The organism is Rhodopirellula sp. J20-39 (assembly GCF_057365095.1).
This window is the reverse complement of sequence record NZ_CP195123.1, coordinates 1,124,174-1,147,442: the sequence shown is the minus strand read 5'-3', so window position 1 is coordinate 1,147,442 and position 23,269 is coordinate 1,124,174. Positions and strand designations below refer to the sequence as shown.

The following is a 23,269-nucleotide window of genomic DNA, read 5'->3' as shown; positions in this document are numbered from 1 at the left end:
CCGGCGGGAGCGGCAATCAGTAGATCCCTGCAAGGCACCAAGTGCCACGAAGATCCCCTTACGCCGCTATGGTCAAGAGCGAACAGGGCATGATTATAGCCAAAGAATTCCGTCAACGCATGATGCACGACGGACAAAACCAGGGTATCGGTCTTATCGAATTGCTAGCGAGAGGATTTTCGAGGCGATTTACAGGTCACGCGGTCGTAGAAGACTTCTCGAGCATGCTGAATCCACTCCGGAAACCTGCTCATTCGGATCCGCGAAAGTCGCACTTTAGCCGCGATTTACAGCATTTAGGCTACTAAAACCCGGGCTACGCCAACCTTGCTGCCGTTCGGCGAGCACGTTCGATGACGGCCTGCATCGCAGAATCATCGTCCGGCACGGAGAGTAACGAGATCTGGTCGACGGCTTCCCGAGCGGCTCCACGCGTGTCGGCATCGGCCGAATCCAATCGACCTAGAACCTTCACGCCCCAGTACAGTTGATCGGTTAGCAGGGCGGCGTTACCCGCCTGCGTCGCGGCACCTGTGGCTTGACCGGCCGATTCCGCAGACGAAGAACTTAGCGAGTCGATTCGATCTCGTGTCCATTGGATTAAACCACCGGCCTCGGCGGTTACCGGCTGAACCGACTCAGCAAGTGCTTCAGCGGCCCATTCGCGAATTTCCGCATTGGGATGCTGCAGGCATTTCAGACACCACACCGCGACATCTGGAACACCTTCATTGGAAGCGATCTCTTTGAGCTTTGTCAGTACGGTGGCGGCGTCCCCGTCCAGTGGATTGCTCAGCGATTCAGGTTGGTTGGGCGAGGATGGCGACATAGTGGTCTTCGGACGATGCGTGGTAGCAGGCTAGACTAGTAGATCTCAAAACGTCGATGACGTGTCATAACTGTTTTTGTCGCGACGGGAAACCATCGCTGTTCTATCCGATTCGAAAGCTTCCATGATCCCGCTGCGAGACGACATCCCCAGCCACACGACTCCGCTGGTCAACTATTTGGTGATCGCGTTGTGTTCGCTCGCGTTTCTGGCTCAACAATCGTCCGGCGATCAAAGCGAAGGCATTGTGGCGTCGTACGCCATGGTGCCGCTTCGGGTAAGCGATCCCGAAGCAACCCCAGTGATCGAAACCCAAGCCCAAGTACGGACCCAGCGTGGGATCGAAGTTGTCAACATCCGTAAGGAAATCGGTCCGTCCGCCGTGCCACCTTGGATGACGCTGATCACGTGCATGTTCTTACATGGCGGCTGGATGCACTTTTTGGGCAACATGTGGTTCTTGTACATCTTTGGCGACAACGTGGAAGATCGCTTGGGGCACTTGGGATTCGCCATGCTCTATCTGGGAACCGGAATCGTCGCGGGGCTTGCGCATTATGTAAGCGATCCGAGCAGCCCGATTCCTACCCTGGGTGCCAGTGGCGCGATCGCCGGAGTGATGGGCGCATACGCGTTTCTGTACCCGCATGCTCGTGTCCTAGCGGTTCTGCCATTGTTCGTGTTCTTCACCACGTTCGTGGTGCCCGCCCCCATCTTCTTGGGAATTTGGTTCGCGATCCAAGTCTTCAGCGGAATTGGTTCGGGCGTCGGCGGCGGAGTGGCATGGTGGGCACACGCGGGCGGATTTGCAGCGGGCATAATCGCAGCCGTCATCATTGGCAGGCTACCGGTAGGACACGGACCGGTGGTCGAACGGCGGTTCTAAGAACTCCGGCCGAGCCAAACCTCTTTCGTCCAGCCGCGCTCATTGAAACCCACTGCCCGCCTCGTAAAGCTCCCTCACTTCGTCATCGGAAAAGGCTCGACGAAAGATCGCCAGCTCATCGATCCTGCCACGCAGTTCTCGATCGTAGGTCACAAGGGGCTCGTGCTCTTGGGAACCGGCCTCATCTTTGGCTTCCAATTTAGCTTGTGTCGTTCCGAAAGCTCCAATCGTGCAGGGGCCAAATACAATGGGCGACTCGCTATCCCATGCGATCCGCCCCATGGTCTTTCCGTCAAGATAGTACGTGGCGGTCTGCTTTTTCCGATCCAACGATGCAACAAGATGGGTCCATCGCCCTAACGGAATCGAATGCTGATGCCCCGTGAAGGTATAGGCTCCAGAAATCCCTGTGCGGATGACACCATCCCGTAGAATGTTCCAGTGATGCTCGCCGGACTGCCAGTCACGCGTGTTGAAGAACACCTGCAATGGCGAATCGAAGCGATTAATTTGCAACCAGCCCGAAATCGTCAACGCATCAAACTGGCCTGGAATATCTAACTCTACCCGATCGCCTAAACGCTCCAGTAACAACGCACCCTTGCTGGGCCAACGTCCGGTCGCCCAGATACATCCTTGCACATGACCGTTAACCACGGGTGTCGACTGGCTAACATCACGCAGCATTTCAGATTGACTGGGATCGCGTTCAAAGTCGTAATACAGCAAAACCGAAGGGTCGCTTCGTCGCATTTGACTGTCGGCCAGCCAACGCTGATAACCGATCGTTCCCGCGGTCGTGAACGCCACGTCGTCGGTACGGGCCAACCGTTGAGTGCCGGTACTTGTCAGCCGAACGGCCATGTCCTCATAAAGCCGCTGCGTAGGCTGAGCCAGTGAGTGCAAATTCACTTCGCCTGCGAACACATGCAGCTCGGTCTCTTGCTGGTCATCCACATAGACGCCAAATTCGGTGCCCAAATCCTGAATGTCCGCAGTAGGCGTTTCGATCACGAACCCCAAACCGGCCTGAGGAACGATCGCACGTGCACGACCCGCATCCATCTTGATACGCGTGGCGTTGACGATCCCGAATCGCGCAGGCGACTGGATCGAAACATCCACACCGTTGACAAATTGAAGCGTGATCGCACCGCGGGTGAGTTCGTAGTCGCCTGACTGGAACAAGCTACCCGAGGGCGAATACCCAGCACGAAATTGCTGATCAAATCCGGTCACCATGCGGGCCAGGACGATTGGTTCAGGAATCGTCGACTTCTCGGCCTGGACAAACCACAATCCCGCGATGACCAGGATTGCCGCTGCCACAGCCAGTGATTGCCACGTCTTTTTCCCAATCCAAGCAGCATGCCGCGCGGTTGGACTAGGTCTCGATGTAGATGGTTTTGCTATAAAAAGTACCGATTTAGATTGGTCCGTTTCAGCTTGCGATGAAATTCTGGCCGCCTTTGGTGGTGCGTGGTTCTCTTGTTCTAGTTCAACATCGTCGTCACAACAAAAGTGCCGGAGTTCCGCATCGATGCGGGCTGCGTTACGGAAGCGTTCACGATGATGCTGGTGCTGATCCAACGCGGCGGTTAGTTCTAGCTGCTCCGCTTCGGTTAACACATCAAGAAAATACTTCTCGATCAAGTCGTCAACGTGAGAGCCGGCTGGCTGAGATGAAGTCATAGGAAGAGTTCAAGTTAAGCGTGTGGATCAAGTTCGATAGCCGCCAGTCGCCGCACGACACAGTCATGAAGCTTCACTCGCAGTCGGCCAATTCGTTTGTACAAGCTGTTCGATGAGTTTCCGCTAGCCTCGGCTAAGGCAAGCACTCCGCCTCGGGAAGTATGCGGGGCAAGCAGCAGTTGTTGTTGCTCTTTGGAAAAAGATCGCAAGCATTCCTGAATCGCCGATCGCTTCTCTTGCTGATCCAAGTCATCCGGCTGGCTGGCCTCATCCATGATTTTGGACATCAGCTCATCGTTGAGCACCCAACGTCGGCGAGCATGCCGACGGCGTGCTTTCATGATTTCGAAACGCAGGATGACTTTGGCCCAGGTCAAAAATTCATCATCCGATCGCAACTGATCGATTTTTCGCCACATCACCAAACTGGCATCCTGCAGCACATCGTCCACCAAATCCCAGTCATGCAAGAAAGCCCGAGCGATGCTGGCGAGCTCCCGCTCGTTTTTCAAGAACAACGTTAAAAAGCGACCTTCATCCATATTTCGCCAGGTTAAAATGGGTGGCATCGCACCAGTGGCACCGCGAGTATCCAGCAGAAACCACAAGCGTTTCCAGCAAAAAACTCCCGGTCGCGGACAAATCAGCCTCAAAAAACTTCTCGAATCCAAGTTAATTACAGGCATGTTTTGAAACCACCGGGAGTATGCCATATAACACCAGTCCCCAATCGCATCTCCCGGAAGATCTTTCGGAACAACGCGATTCCCCTCCCGACCGAGTCTGCCCACCAGACTGAGATTCCCCTCCTAGGTCAGCATTGATGCCGAATTTTCGTTCTTGTGATTTCCCAGGACTGAATCTGGGATATCGATTCGTTTTCACTTGTTTGAGCCTGATTTTTTGCTTGGCCGTGTCCGCCGGAACATCTTGGGCCGAAGAAAACGAGACCGTCGACTTCAGTAGTCAAGTTCGTCCCATTCTTTCGGATCGCTGTTTCCATTGCCATGGTCCCGATGCGGAAAACCAAGACTCTGCATTCCGATTGGACAGCCAAGAGCATCTGCTTGAAGACTTGGGCGGCTATGCCGGCGTGGTTCCAGGCGACCTCGATGCGAGTGAACTGATCACGCGAATTCGAAGCACGGACGAGTCCGACATGATGCCGCCACCGGACAGCAACCGATCGCTGACCGACGAAGAAAAGCGAATTCTAGAACGGTGGGTCGCCCAAGGAGCTGCCTATGAAGGACACTGGGCATTCCAACGTCCCAATCCAATCGACGTTCCCTCGGAAGTACTGTCAAATTCGGACTGGTCACCCGAAACGGTCGAACGCTGGACCAAGAATCCAATCGATGCATTCATCGCTAGGAAACTTGTTGATCACCAATTGGCTCCTTCTCCGCCAGCGGAACCAGCGACCCGACTTCGCCGCGTCGCACTGACGCTGACCGGACGACTTCCCAGCGAGGACATCCAACGTCGGTTCTTGGCCAACCCTACCGATATCGCGTTCGCCGAAGCGGTGGACGAATTGATGTCAACGATGCATTACGCCGAACGACAAACGCTGCTTTGGCTGGACGCTGCTCGCTACGCTGACACCGATGGATATCAAAACGATTCCGGACGTACGAACTGGCCTTGGCGGGACTGGGTGATCCAAGCCTTCCACAACAACATGCCGTTCGACCAATTCACGATTCAACAACTTGCCGGTGACATGCTCCCGGACGCCACCGACAGCCAGCGTCTCGCGACCGCATTCAATCGCAATCACCGCCAAAACGCAGAAGGCGGCGCGTTGGCCGACGAGTTTTTTGTCGAGAATGTAATCGATCGCGTTGAAACGACTGGCACCGTTTGGCTAGGGTTAACCTTGGGTTGCACCCGCTGCCACGACCACAAGTATGACCCGATTTCGCAGCGTGAGTTCTATCAGTTCTACGGCTACTTCAACAACATCGGCGAACGCGGCATAGGCAAAGGTGTTGACGCGAAACCAACGCTTCAATCGGTCTCGCCGATGATCGAAATTGAAACCGGCGTCTTAGATAAAATCGCCCAGGTGGAACAGGCCGAACGAGCGTTCAAAGCTGCCGAAAAAGACATCGAACAACGTATGAACCAGTGGGTTGAAACAACCCGACAAGAACTTCAAGCGGCCACCGAACTCCATTGGCAACCAGCAACAATTCGCGATGCCGCATTAAACCGTGACGAACTCAAAGGTGAAGGGCAACTCAATTTGGACGACGACGGAACGGTTGTGTTCAGGGGCAAAAAAGCCACCAACGTCACCTATGTCGTCACGCTCGACGGAAACCTATCTGGCATGTCTGCCATCCGGCTCAACGCAATGCCAGCGGAGCATTTCGGAAAGCCCCAAAAACTCGCCCCCAGCACGAATGGAAACTTCGTACTGACGGATTGCCAAATCCGGGTAGGTGACCTGATCGTGCCGACCGCCGGTATATCCGCCACCTACGAACAGGACGGCTATCCTGCCGCAAATGTCATCGATTCCAATCCAAAATCCGGATGGGCTGTCGCGGGCACCGACGCGAATGAGGGAATCGCTGCCGCCACGCTGAGGTTTGAAAAGCCGATCGAAATGAACGACGATGAGTCGGTCACGGTGACCCTTCAGTTCCGTAGCCCGTTCGCAAATCATGTGATTGGTAAGTTAGGGATCCAGTGGTCCAACACACCAATCCATTTGCAATCGAAGCCTGACTCCTTAAACGATCAAATCGAGGCCTTGGTTAGAAAGCCAACGAAGAAGTGGTCCAACCGCGATCGAAACAAAGTGCGATCGCATTACCGCAAGATTGACGAACCAATTAAGCAAGCTCAACTCGCACTGAATACTGCGAATCGCGAATTGATATCGCTTGCCGGACCACGGGTTTCCGTAATGGTGATGAACGAAAGAGAGGGAACGCCACAACCGGCTTACCTGCTTGATCGTGGACAATACGACCAGCCCGTCAAAGACGATCCATTGCCGCGTGGTGTTCCCGCTGCGTTACTAGCGTCACCCGACGCTCCCCAACCGAGCGACCGCCTGGAACTGGCTCGCTGGATCGCCTCCGCCGACAATCCACTGACTGCCCGTGTGACCGTCAATCGAATTTGGCAGTCGCATTTCGGAGTCGGACTGGTCAAGACATCCGAGGACTTCGGACTGCAAGGCGAAATGCCAAGCCATCCGGAATTGCTGGATTGGCTGGCGGTTCGATTTGTCGATTCCGGATGGGATGTTCAAGCAATGCATCGATTGATCGTAACCAGCGCTGCGTTTGGACAAACCTCCAAACAGAACGATCAACTCCAAGAAGTGGATCCGTCCAATCGATTGGTATGCCGTGGACCACGCTACCGTGCCGACGGTTTTGTGATTCGCGACATTGCGTTACAAGTCGCTGGAATCGCCAATGATAAAGTCGGTGGCCCATCGGTCAAACCTTATCAACCTAGCGGTTTGTGGGAGAGCGTGGCGGCAAATGCTGGCACACGTTACACACCGGACAAAGGCGATAACCTCTATCGCAAAAGTATGTACTCGTACTGGAAACGAGCGGTCAATCCGCCTCGCCAAACGATCTTCGACGCCAGTGGCCGCGAGGTTTGTAACGTGCGTGTCCGTCGCACCAACACACCGCTTCAAGCACTGGTTTTGATGAACGATCCCACATTCATCGAAGCCGCTCGCAATCTAGCCGAGCGGGTGCTGAAGCTAGGTACATCCCAAGACGAGCAACTCGAACAGATGGCCCACCTTGCCATCGCTAAAAAGCCTGTACCTAGCACGCTAAAAATCATGGCAAACAGCTTGGAATACTACCGTCAGTATTACGCCGATGATCCGGATGCGGCGAAAGCTCTCCTCGCGATTGGCGACTCCAAGCCGGCCGCTGATATCGCCCCAGACCATCTCGCCGCGATGACCGCGGTCGCACACTTAATCCTGAACACCGACGAATTTGTAACTGTTGAATAAAGGGACGCTATGAAATCTCTAGACCTTGCCAACGAGCATCGCATGATGCTGACGCGTCGCCACTTTTTCGGTCGGTCCGCTTCAGGAGTCGGCGTTGCGGCACTCGCATCGATGATGGACCAATCCGCGATGGCGGAACCCGCCGCTTCCTCCCTGACGCCCGGAATCGGCGATACTGACTTCCCAGCCCCCAGCGGGGTCATGAAGCAGTATCACAAACCGCCGAAGGCTAAACGGGTCATTTATCTGTTTCAAAGCGGTGCACCGTCGCAACAAGAAATGTTTGACTACAAGCCAGCGCTGCAACAATACGAGGGCAAGGAACTCAGTGACTTCGTTGAGATGAATCAACGCGTCACGGGCATGACCGCCGGCCAAAAGTCGTTCCCTATTGCGGGTTCGCGATACAAATTTGCCAAGCATGGTGAATGCGGGATGGAACTAGGAAGTGACTTGATCCCCAAGATCTCCACACTGGCCGATGACATGTGCTTGATTCGATCGATGCACACCGAGGCAATCAACCACGACCCCGCGATGACATTCTTCCAGAGCGGCCATCAGTTGCCTGGCCGTCCCAGCGTCGGCTCATGGTTGCACTACGGGCTGGGAACGCTCAACGAGAACCTGCCAACCTTCATTTCGATGGTGTCGCGAGGAACCGGGCGTCCGAATTGCCAACCGCTGTACGACCGATTATGGGGCAGCGGATTCCTTCCATCAACCTACGCGGGCGTCAAATTGATGAGCGTGGGCGATCCAGTGCTCTACTTAAGCAACCCCGACGGCTTTGACTCGAAAGCCCGCCGGCGGATGCTCGATGATCTACAACAACTCAACCAAAACAAGCTCGAAGAGTTCGGTGACCCTGAAATTCACTCGCGGATTCAGCAATACGAACTGGCCTATCGAATGCAAACATCGGTGCCAGATCTGATTGACTTTTCCGACGAACCGCAACACGTGCTGGACGCCTACGGACCCGATGTCAAGAAACGCGGGACCTACGCCTACAATTGTTTGCTTGCCCGGCGTTTGGCTGAGCGGGACGTACGATTCATCCAGCTATTCCACATGGGATGGGACCAACACTTCACGCTTCCCAAGCAACTACCCGGCCAGTGTCGCGATGTCGATCAAGCCACTACCGCGTTGGTCAACGATCTGAAGCAACGCGGCCTGATGGACGACACGCTCGTTGTGTGGGGTGGCGAGTTTGGCCGCACGTCCTATTGCCAGGGAACGCTGAATGCTGAAACCTACGGACGCGACCACCACCCACGATGCTTCTCTTTGTGGATGGCCGGTGCTGGCGTCAAACCCGGTATGACTTACGGGGCAACTGATGAGGTTTGTTACAACATCACCGAGAATCCGGTCCACGTTCACGACCTGCATGCAACGATGCTTCACCTATTGGGCATCGATCACGAACGGCTGACGTACCGTTTCCAAGGACGCTATTTCCGACTGACCGATGTGCACGGCCACGTTATCAAAGACATCCTCACTTAAGCGATCCCAACGGGACGGCAGCATTGCCGTTACCTCGAGGCGACGGCTAACTAGGAACCGAAGCTGGATAACCGACTCGCCTAAACGCTCGCGTCGCGTTTAGTACCAACTTCCGATAGCGAATTCAGGCAACCTGATCTAGCGAATCGTGACCGAAGAGCCTTCCGACAGGATGCCGAAGACGTCACGAGAGTAGTTGCCCGCAATGCTAATACAACCTTGATCGGTTGGCTGGTTCGCACTGGGGCTACCATGCAAGCTAAGTCCGCCACCGAGATCGATCCACATTGAACCGTATGGATTCCTCGCGTTGCCCGGCGGGACCGGATTGCCAGACATATCGTAATAGGTCTTTGCGGAATTCTTTTCCTGGATCGTGTAGGCACCTGCTCGCGGAACTGGGTCACTACCCACACCCACGGGGAAACGGCCTGCGTACAGATCACCCAAAAACAACGTTAGCTCTTGGTTGGCCAGATCAACGTCCGCACGAAACGGACCGCGAAGCACCTTCAAATCAGTCCCCGGCAAGACGGTCACGGGATCCGAGACGCCGTTGATGTTAGCAAGCAATTGCCAAGGCACGTCATACTTTTGGGCGATGTCCATTAGCGTTTCGTTCGGGCCGACACGATGAGGCGACTCCAGCAAGTGTTCTGGCGAGTAGATCACTTCTCGGGCCAACGGGTCCAAGCGAATCAAAAGTTGCTCACGCTGCTCGCTGGTCAGGTTCGGAGTTTCGTAAAACAGGCTCAACGTCGCCAGAGCTTCGCGGCGACGGTCCGATTGATACTGACGGTCAGCGGTCGAGATCGCATTCGCCAAACCGGCCGCAGCAACTTCGCTCGAACTGCGGATCGATGCAGACGAATTCGTTTGTTGGCTTGAAAGACCGGCAGTAGCAGGATCGGGGAGTTCGAACTGCGAGCCGGTCGATTGATAGTTTTGATTTGGATCGGGAGTGACCGTTGCTCCGCTGGTCATGCCTACGTCCGGCAAACGAGATGCTTGGCCAGCAAATCGTGCCGAGTCTTGATCGCTCATTTGGAACGTATGAGACGGGTCGTTGGCCATCGCGTTGCCCTCGCTGGACTGCACGTCGGCGAAGGTCTGGTCAACGGCGGCGAAGTTCACATCGCCTGAATTTTCCAGTGCGGCCATGGGATCCACCAGGGCGGTTTCCGCTTCGGAACCCATATCAACCGCGACGCTTTGCAGGCTTTCAGGGACACCGGAATCAATTCCGAAGTCAGCGAAATCGTCTGGGAAATCATCGACACCGGATTCAACCAACATCGACTGCACGCTAGGTGGCAACGGATCCGGTGGTGTCGTCATCGACACATACGCTCCGTAGATCACGGTCATCAGTAGGACAACAATGGCGGCTGTCTTGAGCGTTTGCACAGCGGTCTCTCCCTGCCGGTGGCGATCCGGAACCCTGGCTCTCACGACGGTTGCCGCGAATAGTGTCCCGAATCGTTGTGCTTTTCTTGATAATAAGTAGTGATCCCATCCTGGAACTCACCTTCGAACGTCCTGCATAGCTGATTTTCGCTCCAAAACGCCAGTGCAATTCTGGAATTTACCATCTAAACAGCACATGACAGCATCGTCGCAATTGAGCTCCCCCCACGACCAGCGGATCGCCCCAAGACAGCTCAACGGCAACAATATTGGCCCGCTAATAACGGTAGTCTGCACCATCTCGACTGCGTTGGCAGCTCGCTTCAATCTCCTCCAGTTTCTGACTCAAAACGGCTGCTCGCTCAGGAAATTCCTTGGACAAATCGTTTTCTTCGTAGGGATCCTTGCTGAGATCAAACAGATAACGCTTGGCACTTTTCTTGGCTTCCTGCAACAACTTCCAGTTGCCCGAAATAATCGCCTTCCCATCGGTTCCCTGATAAAGACGGCGGTATCCAAAGAACAACTCGCGATCGAGTTCGTTCGTCTCACCGGTCAAAAGCGGCATCAAATTGACTCCGTCGATAGGAAGCGACTTCTTGATGCCCGATTCAACGGCACAAGCATTCGCGATCGTCGGCAGAAAATCCACCGTCGAGCAGCGTTCACTGCTGGACGTGCCCGCCGGGATCGTCCCAGGCCATTCGACACAAGCGGGAACCAACACGCCGCCTTCGTACATCGTGTGCTTGTGGCCGCGGAAAGGTCCTGGTGAAGCAACTCCCTTTTTCGCCAAACCGTCCGATGGGCCGTTGTCGCTACAAAAGAATACGATCGTGTTCTTTTCCAGTCCCAGCTCACGAAGCTTGGCTCGAAGACGACCAATTTGTTCGTCCATCGCGGTGATGCAGCCGTAGTAGTTTTGGTGTGCTTGTCCAAACTTTGAATAGCGTTTCTTGTATTCCTCACCAGCGACCACCGGTTCATGTGGCGTATGGAACCACACGGTCGCCAAGAATGGTTCGTCCCGGTTCTCTTCGATAAACGGAATCACGCGATCCATGATGACACGGCTATCGTCACCGGCCATGTTCTCAGTCACCTCGACGCCGTTTTCGACATAGGGAGCGCCGCCTTTCCATGGCTCACCGGCTCCGTTCCCCCAACTATCCCAGCTTTCCGGCGTAACGGTGGGATCCCAGGTGGGAACCGCGCTGGTCGTGGCGAAGTGATAGTCATATCCGTGGTGCGAAGGTGGCGAAAAGAAACCGCGAGTCCCCACTTCATCTGGCTTGACCCAGCCCACATGCCATTTGCCAAAGAAGCCGGTTTGGTAATCACGTTTCTTCAGCAGTTCTGGAATCGTCTTTTCGCCAACCCGCATCCCGCCCGTGTGAGCGGCTAGGATTCCGAAACGGAACGGATAACGCCCCGTCAAACAACTGCCTCGAGTCGGCGAGCAAAGCGGCGCAGCGGCATAAAAGCGATCCAGCCGCATTCCACCGGCCGCCATCGCATCCAGGTTCGGCGTATGGATGTCATCGTTCCCGTTGAAGCCGACATCGCCCCAACCTTGATCGTCGCTCATCAACATGATCACGTTGGGACGTGACACTTCTTCAGCCGGCGCGGCGGCACTTGATACCGATGTGCCGGCACCAACCCAAACGGCAGCCCCGATCAGTAGCCCGGCCAGGATGCCAACTCGTATGTTTGTTGTGTGATACTTCATTTAATTACTTCACCTGCGGTCAGGGTGTCGATCCATTTAGCGTGTTGTACTTTGACTTCATGTAACTCAGGATGACCGGCAAGGTTCGTCCATTCGTTTGGATCCTTGGAATGGTCATAGAGTTCTTCGGAACCGTCGCGGTACCGAATGTACCGCCATCGGTCGGAGCGCACGGTGTGGTTACCGGCCTTCGTTGATGTTAGCGCCGGCCGATTCCAATCCCCTTGAGGATCAATCAATAGATGCCGAAAACTTTCACCTTCAAGTTGATCAGGAGCTTCGAGATCACATAATTCGGCGAGGGTTGGAAAGATATCAATCAACCCTACGGTTCGATCACATACTCCGCCATCGGTCGTCAATCCAGGCACTCGCACAGCTAAAAAACTACGCGTGGATTCTTCCCACGGCATCCATTTTCGCCAATGGCCCTTTTCGCCTAAGTGCCATCCGTGATCAGACCACAACACAACAATCGTGTCGTTCTGGTAACGGCTGGTTTTCAAGTGCGAAAGCACCTGGCCGATGCAGTCATCCGTCAAGGCAACACAGGCGTGATAGGCATGCACCAATTCTCGGCGATAGGTGGGACTGTACAAATCGACTGCCTTGTCGGCGATGATCTCGCTGCGATCAAGAACCCAACGACGCCCGATTTCCGGAACATCGTCTAAGTCATTCTCGAGCACCTTGGGCATCGTCAACTTGTCACGATCGAATAAATCGAAGTACCGCTTAGGAGCCGTCATAGGCGTGTGCGGTTTGTAGAACCCCAGGGCCAAGAAAAAGGGCTGATCGTAATCTTGGTCGAGTTGCTGCTTCGCCCAAGTGGCAATTTGTTCGTCGGGCATTTCTCCGCGTTCGATGTCCAGAGCCGCCCAGGCCAATGAGTCCTGGACGCGGTCGCCAAAGCGTTCGGTAAACTGCCGCCCATTGGGAGGCTCCGGCCCCCAGCGAAGTGTCTTCGGCCCCACCTCATCCCAATAAGCCTTCTTACCATGGTCGTTGTGATAGATCTTACCCATGCACATCGTCCGGTATCCGTTTTCACGAAACCAAAGCGGCATCTGCTGGGCCGATCGATAAACCGGCCCGGCATGTTTCAAGCTGTTGGCGTAAATCCCTGTGGTCGAGGCGTACATGCCGGTCATGACCGATACTCGCGAAGCATTGCACAAAGCAACCTGACAGTGTGCATTGCGAAAGAGCACGCTCTGGCTAGCAAACGCGTCCAAGTTGGGAGTCTTCGCATCTGGGTTCCCTCCCAGGCACCCCACCCAATCGTTCAAATCATCGACCGCGATGAACAACACGTTGGGCTGCGTTTTGACGGCCCCGTTGGTTGGCTGGGACTCGACCGCAGACTCATTTGCAACGGCAGGCTCGATCGCACAGGAATGCGAGCCCCACACGCCAAGCCCCAACATTACGAATGCGAAACTGGCGATGCACCGCAATCGACCGCGTACTGAATCAACCGTATAGCGACCATCTGAAACGTGGGAATCGTGGCACATGAATTTCGAAACTCGCTTGAAAAGGACCTAAGGAAAGAAATTTGTGCCGAACTGGGGACACGGTGATCAACCAGAGCACGCGGTTACAGTGATGCACACCGGAACCAGCGGACGCCGTATGCCCGTGCTAAAGAGAAAAGGGCCTCCCTCTGCCAGCTTTGGACAGAAAAAGACTAATGGTTGCGAAAAATGAGCAAAGTAGGCGGATCAATTCAAACCAATATCCAGAATCCTGTCCAATTCGCCGCCGTAGTGCCCTAGTACTGTGCTCGCCGCCCTTCCAACACGGATTACGGCCGAGTGATTGATTCGCCCAGAATGAAAGATGAGGTTGAGTACCGAACGGCTCGTCTCATTTTGCTAGCCTTTTAGCAATAGGACACAAGCAATTCGAGTTTGACCGATCTGGATTTTGGGCTTGGTCGTAGTAGACGAGGTCACAAGTCCCGTGGCTTTCCCAACAGACTCTCAACCTCGTCGGCTGCCCGACAATTTGATTTTATTGGAGCACTAGGCCGGTTTTCGGACCTAGCTGCAACACACCTTTCCCGTTCTTGTCCCCATTGCGAATTTCCGCCGTCGCTGCCTGGCCGCCCCATGTCACTGGATTCCGAACACTCCGAATTTGCCCGCCTGATCGCACAGCACCAACGAGCCGTTCAGGGTTACATCCTTGCCAACGTCCCAAGTTGGTCCGATGCCGATGAAATTTGGCAGGAAGCTAGCGTGAGGCTTTGGCTTGAATTTGACAAATTTGAGCCTGGGTCGAATTTCGCCGCATGGGCGATTCGCGTCGCCCACTTTGAAATTTTGACATGGCGCAAAAAGGTCAGCCGTAGCCGACTGGTCTTTGGCAACGACCTGGTTGAATGTCTAGAAAAAGAGCAAGCTAGTTTCGCGTCCCAGCAATCGCAGGAACATCTCAGTGCGCTCGACCAGTGCCTTGAAAATTGCCCTGAGCGGCAACGCGACTTGCTATCGCGATTCTATGAACCGGGCCGTCAAATCGAACAAGTTGCCGAAGCGATGCACTGCAGTGTCGACGCCGTCTACAAATCAGCGCAGCGTATTCGGAAAGCATTACGCCAATGTATCGAACAACGACTTCAACACGCGGGGGTGATCTCATGATGAACCACTCACAACGATTCGATCTCATTCACACACTGGTCACCAAACAGCTTGAAGGCTCCGCGACCGAAGCCGAACAACGACAGTTGCAAGATGCAATTACCAACGATAGCGAAAGCCGTCGAGAGTACATTCGCTACATGCAAGAAGTCGCACATATCTCTTCGCGATTGGTTCACCACCAAACTTCCGACGTGTTGCCGAAATCTCATATTCTAGAAGTTTGCGATCCGATGGACGCAGCGCCGACCGTGCCGTTCAAACAGCCGTCGCAAGTTCCGGCACATACCTCGCCGGTTTCGCCCCTGCCTGCGATAGGCTCACGTCCCCCACGAACGCTCGGCCGGATGATCGCTGGATCTGCGATCGCCGCTGCGATTCTGTTGACTCTGTCACTTTCAGTGTGGAATGCGATTCGCCAAAACCAAGGCTTACGCAACTCTGCCATCGTTGCAAACCTTACCCCCAACCGCAGCCCCGCTCGAAAGAATTCAAAATACGGCGACAATGTGGCGACGCTGGTCCAAAGCACCAACGTGACCTGGGATAGCCAACATAAAACGGTGAATGAACTCAGTCGCATTGCCATTGGCCAGAAACTTTGCATCCACCAAGGAACATTGAAACTGGTGTTTGACTCGGGTGTCGAAGCACTAGTCTTGGCTCCTTGCTTGATAGAAATTCAAGAGCGGGATCGAGTCTATTGCAGCTATGGGCGTATCACCGCCAAAGCCGCCAACGGCGGAAAAGGATTCGTGATTGACACTCCCGTTGCCCGTGTTACTGATCTTGGCACCGAATTCGGTATCGCGATTAGCGACTCCGGTGAAACGGAAGTAGCCGTATTCGAAGGCGAAGTGGACGTGGAACTAGGATCGGCCAGTCAGCGTGGCAACCAAAGCTCGGACGCAAAACGCGAACACTTGATTCAGGGACAAGCCACACTGGTTGGCAGCGATGGATTGTCTCGCCGCGTCTTTTCGATCGATAACCAACGACTTCCCGGCGTCCGCGATTTGGCACCACTGCATCGCAATAGCCCCGTTATCGCGGCGGTGCGTGACAACCTTAGCGACCAACTTCCTGAGAGTCGCATGTTCTACCGAATTATCCAAGCTGGGCTTCGCGAAGACAGCCAAGCTTTCGTTGACCGCGATCACCAATGGAATGGCTTAACCGAAGCAGGTATGCCAGCGGAACTGATCGGCGCGGACTACGTCATGCCCTTCAACGACGACAAATTCGCCGAAGACCTGCAAGTCCACGTCGAGATCTCACAGCCATCAACGGTCTACGTCTTCTTTAGCGACAATGCGACGGTACCTCCGTGGCTGTCGGAGAGCTTCGAGGACTCCGGATTGGACATTGGCCTTGATGAAGCGGCCAACCGGTATAAGCCCAAAATTAAACTTGCCGTAGGTGCCGCCCGCAGTATCGACAACACGTTTTCAATTTGGAAACGCGATGTTGACGAGCCACAAGAGATCCAACTGGGTTCCTTTGAACGGCCCGTGGACGTGCAACTTGGCTACAACATGTACGGCATTGCAGCAGTCGCAAAACCCAGCCTTGGTAAATCAAAGTAGGCACGAGAAGTTCGTGTCATCATCGCTACACATCGTCGAATATCTCTGTTTGCGTTCTCCGCTCGTCTCGTCGGTATTCCACCCAAAACCCAAACCTAAGTCACGATATAGCCGCCTCGCATATTCGACTTCTTAAATCGATCGACAGTTCAAATGCACTGACGATGGGATGTTGAACCGAGGGTGATTTGAAGTGCGACTAGCTCTCCACTCCGGTCATGACGGCGGCCGACTTCTTGAACCACTCGTCTGAAAAACGATGCGTCACAGCAACAAGACCGCCCTGCGGAAACACGGTACAACCATGAAATATTCCCCGTTGCCTCTATTCGCAATTTGGTTCGCGATCTCCATCCCGGCAATTGCCGGCGATAATCCAATTTCGGTCAAGGCAAAGCCAAAGCCGCACCAACCGTGGCGTGAGCACGCGACCCGCACAGTAGCATCCTTGGACGGCTATCAAACGAACTCGATTCCGCATAACAAGTACGGAAGTCGGCTGGACCATCGCGAAAAACCGACCGGTTTTTTCTACACGACCAAGATCGCCGATCGTTGGTGGCTGATTGATCCGGAAGGCTACCGCCACATCAATCGCGGCGTCGTTTCGGTCGGCATCGGTACTGGGCCCGCCCAGAAAGCTGCGTTCGATCGCGACTTTGGCAGCGAACATCAGTGGGCCGAACAAACCGTCGACCTTTTGCGTTCGCATGGATTCAGCGGAACGGGATCATGGACGCATGATGCTCCCATCCAACGAGCCAGTGATGGCATCAGCTACTGCGTCAACTGGAACTTCATGACGACGTTTAGCAAAGGCCGGACCCGCCGAGGTTCAGGACACGTGGACTATCCGGAAGACTGTATTCTTGTTTTTGAACCCGGATGGCAGAAGTTTTGCGAAACACATGCTCGCCAAAAACTTACCCAATACCGTAACGATCCCAATCTTCTGGGCCACTTTTTTGACAATGAACTGCCCCTGAAGCCGGATATGATTTCGCGTTTCTTAAAACTCAAAAAGAGTAGCCACGGTCACCAAGCGGCAATTTCTTTTTTGCAAAAACGACACGGCGCAAACGCTTCTGAAAAAGACCTTACCCAAACAGACCGAGATGACTTCGACGACCTCGTGATGGAAAAATACGTTGGCACCGTCGCCCGAGCTATCCGGCAGGTGGATCCCAACCACATGTTGCTTGGTCCGCGACTCTATTCACGGAATACTTCGTATCACGTAATTGGTAAACACGTGGATGCGTTTTGCTACAACCTGTACGGCGTATGGTCGCCCGGACAAAAGGCAAGCACATTGGCAAATGCGATCGGTAAACCGTTAATCGTGACGGAATATTACGCCAAAGGAATGGATGCCCCGGGGCTAACGAATCAAAGTGGAGCTGGGTGGTGTGTCCCAACCCAGGCCGATCGGGGATTGTTCTACCAGAACTTCTGTCTCGATTTGATCGAATCCAAAATCTGCGTCGGCTGGCACTGGTTCAAGTATCAAGACAACGACCCTACCGACACCACCAAAGACCCATCGAACCTCAATTCGAATAAGGGGATTCTGAATAACCGATACGAACCGTATTCGCCTTTGCTGGACCGGATGAAGGAACTCAACACGCAAGTGTATTCACTAGCCGACTATTTCGATCATCGATAGCCGAGAGCTCACATCTTCCTTAGGATCGAATCGTCTTGACCCAGTCACGGGCAAGGGTTTGAAGGTCACGCAATTGCTTAACTTCGACCGGCACGGCATCACCTTGGGCCAACCAACCTGTTTTGACCTGCTGGACCCAGTCGGCGTCATCGGTGTTCTTTTCAACTTCACGAGCCAAATTGATTTCGTCCTCCGCAGCCACATATCGCAAGCACGATTTCAATGTATGAGCCGCCGTCTTCAGCGCTTTTTGGTCGCCATTTTTTCCTGCACGTTCTAGACGTCTTACCAAGTCGGGAACCTCGATCACAATCGCTTCGCACACCGACTTCATTGTTGACTCATCGCCGCCACACAACTTGGTCAAACGCGAACGCCAATCGCCGCTATCGACACTTTTTGAATCGGCCTCCGGAGCCGCTTCGGAGACCATATCGGAACGGGACTCGGTTGTTGAAGCTGAACCCGGCTTTGATTCCGTTTGCGGACTCTCGTTGAGCTGAACTTCTGTGGGTGCGTCAGAAACTTGGGCATTGGAATTACCCACATCACCTTGTGCCGAGATCACAATTTCAGAAGACACCGGCTTGCCGCTTCGATCCGCAGCAACAACTCGTTGCATTTCCTGCAACAACAAGTCCAATTCGATAGGTTTGGTAATGTAGCCGACCATCCCCGCATCCCGGCACATCTGGCGATGTTGGTCGGTCACGTGAGCGGTCAAAGCGATCACCGGCGGCATGGACCGTTTGTGTTGCGTTGCCCGTTTTCTGATCTCGGTGGTCACTTCGGTACCGTCCATCGTCGGCATCTGCAAATCCATCAAGATGCAATCGAACGTGGATGCAGGGATCGTTGAGGAATCATCGGGGAAATACGTCAGTGCCGTTTCGCCGCCTTCAGCCACGCTGACCAGATGCCCGGCCGACACTAATTGATCGTGAATGACCAGACGATTCGTGGGGCTGTCATCAACGACCAACACGCGGTATTGCGCACCGCCTTGATCCGTTTGCGATGAAGTTTGCGAACCGTTGCGCCGAGACGCCAAGGTAAAGCTTCGAGGCGGATTGAGTGACGACGGAGAATCATGGCGAAGCGAATGAGCTTTTTCCCCTGCCCGAGTTAGTGCTGCCGAGGAGATTGACTTACTCACGCCGGGGACACCGCGGCTTCCGCGAGCTGAGAAAAGTCCACGACCGGTCTGCTGAACCGCTTCACCAGCGAGCCAACGCCGTAACTCGTCGGGATGGACCGGTTCGATCGTGACCGCGTCTTCTTTCTTGGCTCGCCGAGGTGCCGCTTCACTGGCACGCATTAACCACAACACTCGATCGTCGGACTTGCGAGCCCGGATACGGAAGGCCGCGTCTGCGGTCGCATCGGTCAAAATCCACCACACGGCCGACTTCGGCTGCCCGCCTTCGAGATCCGACGGTTTGTACACTCGACACTTCTGATCGACAATTGTCTCAGCCAAATCAGTTTCGATGGTGGCGTTCCCGACCGACACCACAATGCATTGCGATCGAGCTTCGGCAGACGCCTCAGCAGCGGGCGTTGGATTCCCTGCAACGTCTTTGGCAAGTGGCAATTGGAATTGAACGTGAAAGCGACTGCCCTTGTCTACTTCACTTTCTAAGGTAATGCCGCCACCCATCCGCTGCGCCAACCCTCGAGCGATCGCCAGTCCGAGTCCGGTGCCTCCGAACCGCTTATTAGTGCCCCGATCAGCCTGCTCAAACGCATCAAAAATACGACCTTGATTCTCCGGTGCGATTCCGATTCCGGTGTCTGCGATGGTGAGCTGAAACATTGTTTGCTCGGGACTCATCTTTTTCGGCTGCGGGTCGACCACCGTCATCCTTAGACTGACTTGTCCCGAAGCGGTGAACTTGATCGCATTCCCAGCCAGATTAACGATGATTTGACGAATGCGTTTCGCATCGGCAACCACCCATCGCGGTACACGAGGATCAATCGACAAACTCAACCGGACGGGTTTGTCGGCTGCGCGAATAGCGAGGCACCCGAACGCGTCACCCACGATCGTATGCAGATCGATCGGTACGGGATCGATCGCAACCCGGCCTGCGTCAATGGCCGAAAAGTCAAGAATGTCTTCAATCGCATCATGCAGCAATTCTGAGTTCTGCGAGATCAAGTTGACGTATCGTCGAGCCGGCCCCGGCAAAGTCTGACGCGACAACAATTCCGTCAGGCCACCGATTCCGCCCAACGGCGTTCGTAATTCGTGAGAAATCCCCGCCATGAACTGCGTCTTGGTGCGGTTGGCTTGTTCGGCAGCCGCTTTTGCGTCACGCATCGCTTCAAAGGCTTGCTGCTGTAGCGTCACGTCGCGAATGATAATCGCTCGCCCCTCACGCTCTTCATCTTCCAAACTTGCCGTTGGTGAAGAGTTTCCCAGCGGAATGATGTGAACAGAAACCTCACTATCAAACGTGACGCCATCGCCACGTCGCAATTGCAATTGGTGACGATCTGACAACGGAAGTGTTCCCCAGCTCAAATCTTCTTCCACGTCGTTTGGATCGGTCACATCGTCGCCAGTCCAACTACTCGTTTCCGGGTGCAAGTTACGGTGAACGGGCATCACCAGATTGTCCATCGGCCGGCCTAACAATCGCCCACCACCAGATTGCAGCATCCCCATCGCGGCTGGGTTGGCTTCCATGATGATGCCGTTTTCATCGACCAGCAAAACCGCGTCACCGGCTGCATCGAACAACGCACGCTTACGAGCCTCGCTATGACGCAGCGCCATTTCATTCCGGTGTTTTTCAGTGATATCCCAAAAGATCACCTGCACCCCAATGCAGCGACCATGTTGGTCGTATTCGGGAGCTTTAAACACCTGCACAAAGCCTGGACGACCGTCCGAACCGGGATGTTCTTCTACTTTGTCAACATTACGCCCCGTCGCGATCACACTCAGATCGTCCGCGCGATACCGAGCGGCCATCGCAGGTGCGTACAAATCCGCATCGGTACTACCGATCACATCGATCGGATGCAAACCAAGCTCTTTGCAAAACGGATCGTTCGCATAAGTAAACACCCCCGCTGCATTTTTGCGGGCGACCTGCAGATGCATGCGATCCATAATCGACTGGAACGTCGTTTCGCTCTGATCGAGTCGATGTTGAGTGGCTTGTCGACGAGCCACCTCGTCCCGCAGGGCATGGTTCACTCGCTCAATTTCTCGCGATCGACGACGCACATTCTGTTGAAGAAAATGCTGATGCTCCAATCGCATCCGTAAACGTCGACGCAGGTAAATGTGAAAGTACCCAGCGGCCACCAGTCCCAAAACGGTCCAAACTCGTACCGGATCAAGCGGAGTGACACCGAACGGCTGAGTCACGACGTGCCAGGCCCCGGCGATCGAAACCGCAGCAGCTTGGGCGATCGTAACTTTGGTGATGAACCGGCGGTGCAGCGAACGCCAAGCCAGCGGCAACATCACCAAATGCAGCACACAAAGCCCCCACCATGGAGGCGCCGCCATGTCGGCAACCATCAACGCTGCGAAAGTGGCGATCCACCAATGCCGAGGGCGGATTCCGGCGAGGACATCGTTGCTGGGGTCGACCATAACTAAACTTTTCCGGTGATGGGGCCCATACGGTTGTCGTCATTCTCGTTGACCAAATTCGCGTGCGATCAAACTCACGAATGGTCACTCATACCGAATGATTGTTACGAGGGGGCGAAGCTTACCGTCATTGTCGTACAATCTGGTCTGGCTCGCGACCGGAGGCGTTTATTCCTGTTACTTCGACTTGCCGCGTCAATGATTCCGGCGCGTGTATTTTAGCCACGATCCCAATCCACCATTTTTCCTCCGACCTAAATTTCATGAATAACGCCAGTCTGTTACCTCGCTTTACTGGGTTGATGGCCGCACTTTGGCTGTGCAGTCCATTGCAGGCTCAATCAAATGATTGGCCTCGCTTTCTAAATCACGATTTCAGCGGAAGCGTGGATGTGGAGGCCGGACAACCCAAGCCATCCACGCTTTCGTGGAGCCAACCGCCGGAAGTCGCATGGACGTTGGAACTGGGCGACGGCTATGGGCTCGGCGTGATTCGCGATGACGCCTATTTTCATTTCGATAGTCTCAACGGAAGCGAGCGTCTACGAAAGATCTCGCTAGACGACGGTAAAGTCCTTTGGGCGAAAGACGATGAAGTGAGCTACCGCGATTTGTATGGATACGAACCGGGACCACGTTGCAGCCCGACAAGCGATGGTGACGAGATATTCACATTGGGCGTCGCCGGAACACTGACCGCCCGATCGATTCAGGATGGACGCCAACTTTGGCAGGTGCAAACTAATGACACCTACACCGTGGTACAGAACTTCTTTGGCGTCGGCTCCTCCCCGCTGGTTCTCGATGATCTGGTGCTTGTGATGGTCGGTGGCAGCCCTCCAGCGGACCAAGCCATCGCACCGGGACGACTCGATCGTGTTTCGCCAAACGGATCGTTAATGGTCGCATTTGATCGTCAAACAGGCAAAGAGCGATGGCGATGTGGCGACGACTTGGCCAGCTACAGCAGTCCGCGAACGATCACCCTCAACGACCAGGTCTATGTGCTGCTGCTGGCACGTGACCACTTGCACGTGATTGATCCACGCAAGGGAAAATCGATCGGACAATTACGATATCGCGCCGACATTTTAGAAAGCGTCAACGCGATGACTCCAGTTGTCCACGGCAACCAAGTCTTGATCAGCGACTGCTATGACTCCGGTGCAACTCTATTGGAGATCGAAGTTCATAATGGCGAGGCGAAATTTCGCGATGTGTGGCGTGACCCCGCTGGCAACCGTCGCGCTCAATCGCTGCGTTCACACATGTCGACGCCAATTCTGGACGGCGGCTATCTCTATGGTTGCAGTGGACGCAACGCGCCGGACAGTGATTTTCGCTGTATTGAACTTTCAACTGGCGAAGTCCAGTGGACAGACCTGTCACGACGACGATCGACCGCCACTCGCTTCGGCGACGTGTTGCTTGTCCTGAAAGAAACCGGACCGCTGCACATCGTACGGTGCACGCCCGAAAAATACGACGAACTCGGCGTATGGAAACTTGACGAAGGGACCACCAATCGGGGTGGGCTACAGTATCCCTGCTGGGCGGCACCCATTCTATCGGGCCGCAAAATGATGGTACGGGGCGACAAGTCACTCGTCTGTCTGCTGATCCCCAATCACTAATTGAGAGCCTACATTTCGCCCTGTGTTCCTGGGTGAATTTGCAAGGCGA

The 23,269-nt window shown here is 54.5% G+C and carries 14 protein-coding genes; 7 read left to right on the top strand and 7 right to left on the bottom strand.

The genetic code is table 11. The features are described from left to right. Positions 1–316: 316 nt before the first annotated feature. The gene (locus tag ACR3ZL_RS03975) at positions 317–829 is read right to left on the bottom strand and encodes a hypothetical protein (RefSeq protein WP_473649187.1); all 513 of its coding nucleotides are present in this window, start codon (positions 827–829) and stop codon (positions 317–319) included. A gap of 124 nt (positions 830–953) precedes the next feature. On the opposite strand from ACR3ZL_RS03975, the gene ACR3ZL_RS03970 reads away from it, so the two are divergent. Next, positions 954–1,715, top strand: coding sequence for a rhomboid family intramembrane serine protease (locus ACR3ZL_RS03970; protein ID WP_473649188.1), 762 nt, complete (start codon positions 954–956; stop codon positions 1,713–1,715). A gap of 39 nt (positions 1,716–1,754) precedes the next feature. Here the strand turns inward: ACR3ZL_RS03970 and ACR3ZL_RS03965 are convergent, their stop codons facing one another. Both ACR3ZL_RS03965 and ACR3ZL_RS03960 read right to left on the bottom strand, forming a co-directional pair. After that, positions 1,755–3,407 (bottom strand): LamG-like jellyroll fold domain-containing protein, encoded by a 1,653-nt coding sequence (locus ACR3ZL_RS03965; RefSeq protein ID WP_473649189.1) that lies wholly within the window; start codon positions 3,405–3,407, stop codon positions 1,755–1,757. A gap of 14 nt (positions 3,408–3,421) precedes the next feature. Beyond that, entirely contained in the window at positions 3,422–4,015 is a 594-nt protein-coding gene (locus tag ACR3ZL_RS03960) for a sigma-70 family RNA polymerase sigma factor (protein WP_486173224.1), read from the bottom strand. A gap of 215 nt (positions 4,016–4,230) precedes the next feature. Here ACR3ZL_RS03960 and ACR3ZL_RS03955 point away from each other — a divergent pair, with 215 nt between their 5' ends. Both ACR3ZL_RS03955 and ACR3ZL_RS03950 read left to right on the top strand, forming a co-directional pair. Next, positions 4,231–7,413, top strand: a complete 3,183-nt coding sequence (locus tag ACR3ZL_RS03955) for a PSD1 and planctomycete cytochrome C domain-containing protein (RefSeq protein ID WP_486173223.1) — start codon at positions 4,231–4,233, stop codon at positions 7,411–7,413. 9 nt (positions 7,414–7,422) lie between these two features. After that, positions 7,423–8,928: a DUF1501 domain-containing protein gene (locus ACR3ZL_RS03950; RefSeq protein ID WP_473649193.1), complete on the top strand. Its 1,506-nt coding sequence runs from the start codon at positions 7,423–7,425 to the stop codon at positions 8,926–8,928. A gap of 138 nt (positions 8,929–9,066) precedes the next feature. On the opposite strand, the gene ACR3ZL_RS03945 is transcribed toward ACR3ZL_RS03950, so the two are convergent. The 3 genes from ACR3ZL_RS03945 to ACR3ZL_RS03935 form a co-directional block, all read right to left on the bottom strand. Further along, complete coding sequence (locus ACR3ZL_RS03945) at positions 9,067–10,266, bottom strand: L,D-transpeptidase family protein (protein ID WP_473653406.1); 1,200 nt, start codon at positions 10,264–10,266, stop codon at positions 9,067–9,069. A 346-nt stretch (positions 10,267–10,612) separates the two neighbouring features. Next, positions 10,613–12,067 carry a sulfatase-like hydrolase/transferase gene (locus ACR3ZL_RS03940; protein WP_473649194.1) on the bottom strand — a complete coding sequence of 485 codons (1,455 nt, stop codon included), beginning with the start codon at positions 12,065–12,067 and terminating at the stop codon, positions 10,613–10,615. After that, positions 12,064–13,584 (bottom strand): sulfatase, encoded by a 1,521-nt coding sequence (locus tag ACR3ZL_RS03935; RefSeq protein WP_486173222.1) that lies wholly within the window; start codon positions 13,582–13,584, stop codon positions 12,064–12,066. Before ACR3ZL_RS03935 ends, ACR3ZL_RS03940 begins: the two co-directional genes overlap by 4 nt. Positions 13,585–14,181: 597 nt before the next feature. On the opposite strand from ACR3ZL_RS03935, the gene ACR3ZL_RS03930 reads away from it, so the two are divergent. The 3 genes from ACR3ZL_RS03930 (at position 14,182) to ACR3ZL_RS03920 (ending at position 17,970) form a co-directional block, all read left to right on the top strand. Continuing rightward, positions 14,182–14,715 carry a sigma-70 family RNA polymerase sigma factor gene (locus ACR3ZL_RS03930; protein ID WP_473649197.1) on the top strand — a complete coding sequence of 178 codons (534 nt, stop codon included), beginning with the start codon at positions 14,182–14,184 and terminating at the stop codon, positions 14,713–14,715. After that, positions 14,712–16,301 carry a FecR family protein gene (locus ACR3ZL_RS03925; RefSeq protein ID WP_486173221.1) on the top strand — a complete coding sequence of 530 codons (1,590 nt, stop codon included), beginning with the start codon at positions 14,712–14,714 and terminating at the stop codon, positions 16,299–16,301. Before ACR3ZL_RS03930 ends, ACR3ZL_RS03925 begins: the two co-directional genes overlap by 4 nt. A gap of 304 nt (positions 16,302–16,605) precedes the next feature. Then, complete coding sequence (locus tag ACR3ZL_RS03920; protein ID WP_473649200.1) at positions 16,606–17,970, top strand: hypothetical protein; 1,365 nt, start codon at positions 16,606–16,608, stop codon at positions 17,968–17,970. Positions 17,971–17,989: 19 nt separating this feature from the next. Here the strand turns inward: ACR3ZL_RS03920 and ACR3ZL_RS03915 are convergent, their stop codons facing one another. Then, complete coding sequence (locus ACR3ZL_RS03915; RefSeq protein ID WP_473649201.1) at positions 17,990–21,586, bottom strand: ATP-binding protein; 3,597 nt, start codon at positions 21,584–21,586, stop codon at positions 17,990–17,992. Positions 21,587–21,849: 263 nt separating this feature from the next. On the opposite strand from ACR3ZL_RS03915, the gene ACR3ZL_RS03910 reads away from it, so the two are divergent. Then, entirely contained in the window at positions 21,850–23,220 is a 1,371-nt protein-coding gene (locus ACR3ZL_RS03910; RefSeq protein ID WP_473649202.1) for a PQQ-binding-like beta-propeller repeat protein, read from the top strand. Positions 23,221–23,269: the final 49 nt, after the last annotated feature.

Coding starts and splice junctions, on each gene's coding strand:
- ACR3ZL_RS03975 (WP_473649187.1), bottom strand. CDS start 829: ATGTCGCCATCCTCGCCCAACCAACCTGAATCGCTGAGCAATCCACTG.
- ACR3ZL_RS03970 (WP_473649188.1), top strand. CDS start 954: ATGATCCCGCTGCGAGACGACATCCCCAGCCACACGACTCCGCTGGTC.
- ACR3ZL_RS03965 (WP_473649189.1), bottom strand. CDS start 3,407: ATGACTTCATCTCAGCCAGCCGGCTCTCACGTTGACGACTTGATCGAG.
- ACR3ZL_RS03955 (WP_486173223.1), top strand. CDS start 4,231: ATGCCGAATTTTCGTTCTTGTGATTTCCCAGGACTGAATCTGGGATAT.
- ACR3ZL_RS03950 (WP_473649193.1), top strand. CDS start 7,423: ATGAAATCTCTAGACCTTGCCAACGAGCATCGCATGATGCTGACGCGT.
- ACR3ZL_RS03945 (WP_473653406.1), bottom strand. CDS start 10,266: ATGACGACACCACCGGATCCGTTGCCACCTAGCGTGCAGTCGATGTTG.
- ACR3ZL_RS03940 (WP_473649194.1), bottom strand. CDS start 12,067: ATGAAGTATCACACAACAAACATACGAGTTGGCATCCTGGCCGGGCTA.
- ACR3ZL_RS03935 (WP_486173222.1), bottom strand. CDS start 13,584: ATGTGCCACGATTCCCACGTTTCAGATGGTCGCTATACGGTTGATTCA.
- ACR3ZL_RS03930 (WP_473649197.1), top strand. CDS start 14,182: ATGTCACTGGATTCCGAACACTCCGAATTTGCCCGCCTGATCGCACAG.
- ACR3ZL_RS03925 (WP_486173221.1), top strand. CDS start 14,712: ATGATGAACCACTCACAACGATTCGATCTCATTCACACACTGGTCACC.
- ACR3ZL_RS03920 (WP_473649200.1), top strand. CDS start 16,606: ATGAAATATTCCCCGTTGCCTCTATTCGCAATTTGGTTCGCGATCTCC.
- ACR3ZL_RS03915 (WP_473649201.1), bottom strand. CDS start 21,586: ATGGTCGACCCCAGCAACGATGTCCTCGCCGGAATCCGCCCTCGGCAT.
- ACR3ZL_RS03910 (WP_473649202.1), top strand. CDS start 21,850: ATGAATAACGCCAGTCTGTTACCTCGCTTTACTGGGTTGATGGCCGCA.